This is a genomic window from Sulfoacidibacillus ferrooxidans (assembly GCF_022606465.1).
Taxonomy (GTDB): Bacteria; Bacillota; Bacilli; order Alicyclobacillales; family SLC66; genus Sulfoacidibacillus; species Sulfoacidibacillus ferrooxidans.
In genome coordinates this window covers 1-439 of record NZ_JALBUF010000090.1, presented here as the reverse complement: position 1 = coordinate 439, position 439 = coordinate 1, and the positions used below count along the sequence as shown (strand labels likewise).

Genomic DNA, 439 nt, shown 5'->3' with positions numbered 1-439 from the left:
CGTAGAGGCTATCGAGCCGGAGGCGATAAAGACCGTCCGCATTCAAGCGACGCTGGTCGCCAAGCTCAACCTGGCCGACTTCCAGAACTCGGTACCGGTGATTCGAGAGCTGCGCCTGATCAACGACAGTGATCAGAAGTACAGCAGACTGGAGCTTCAGCTCCTTTCCGACCCTCTCGTCTTCAAGCCCAAGACCTGGCATATCGACGCGCTGGGCCCTGGCACACTCCTTCCCATACCAGGGCTCGATCTGCAGATCGATGGTGCCCTGCTTGCCCGGCTTACTGAAGCAGAGAGCGTGGCCGTCACCTTTGTTCTGACGTCCCTGGGCAATGGTGACGAAGAGCGCCAAGAAGTCACCCGTCTTGAACTCACTCTGGAGCTACTCCCTCGCAATCAATGGGGCGGGTTATCCCATCTTCCCGACATGACCGCGGCC

General features: G+C 59.0%; 1 protein-coding gene. It reads left to right on the top strand.

What is annotated here, in order from left to right; translation table 11 throughout:
* Positions 1-439, top strand: a 439-nt coding sequence (locus MM817_RS16510) for a hypothetical protein (RefSeq protein WP_241717151.1), incomplete at both ends; no start/stop codon positions are given.